This is a genomic window from Vibrio sp. 1288 (assembly GCF_033344475.1).
In genome coordinates this window covers 1-722 of the sequence record NZ_JAWPOX010000481.1, presented here as the reverse complement: position 1 = coordinate 722, position 722 = coordinate 1, and the positions used below count along the sequence as shown (strand labels likewise).

Genomic DNA, 722 nt, shown 5'->3' with positions numbered 1-722 from the left:
GCGTTGTGCCGCTTCCCTTTGCAGCATACGAATACGACCTTTCACCTCTGGCTTACCTTCGGTTTCTTTGTATTCGTCTTTCACTTCTTGCTTGGTCATCTTCAACTGATCGGCGTGCTGCCAAATCTGGAACGGTATATCGATGGCCACAACAATCAATAACGAGCAGCTGATCAACAAGATGAAGTTGAGCAAAATATCCAGCGCGTGGAAAATATTCTGCGGATAAACATCCATGCTAAGTTGGATCAAATCCGCTTGCGATGCTTGGATCAAATACATGGCAACGCCTGTCACCAACACCACTTTCAAGATCGATTTGATCAGTTCAACCCAACTTTGCATACCCACCATGCGTTTTAAACCGCTCAGAGGGTTCATTTTGGACAGCTTAGGCATTGCCGCTTCGGCAGAAAAGCTAATGCCCCCAACCCCTGCAGCACCAATCGTCGCCGCCACAAACAACGTGATAAGGATGAGAAACAGTGGAAAAAGCAAATCTGTCATTGCGCCTAATGCGATATCAAACAGCTTTGTTGTGTCAAAGATTTCGTCGCGTTTGAGGTCGAACAAACGACTCATAATGGAAAACAGCGAACGTGCGAGTGACTCGCCAAACCACATCAGAGCGATAGCACCCACAATCAGCACTGACGCCGATGCGAGCTCTTTTGAGCGTGCGACCTGCCCCTTTTCTCTGGCTTGTTGTAACCGTCGGGGCG

1 protein-coding gene is annotated in these 722 nt (G+C 48.3%); it reads right to left on the bottom strand.

All coding sequences use genetic code 11. The annotated features are described in order from the left end of the window. Positions 1 to 722, bottom strand: a 722-nt coding sequence (locus tag R8O11_RS27520) for an EscU/YscU/HrcU family type III secretion system export apparatus switch protein (RefSeq protein WP_318194914.1), incomplete at both ends; no start/stop codon positions are given.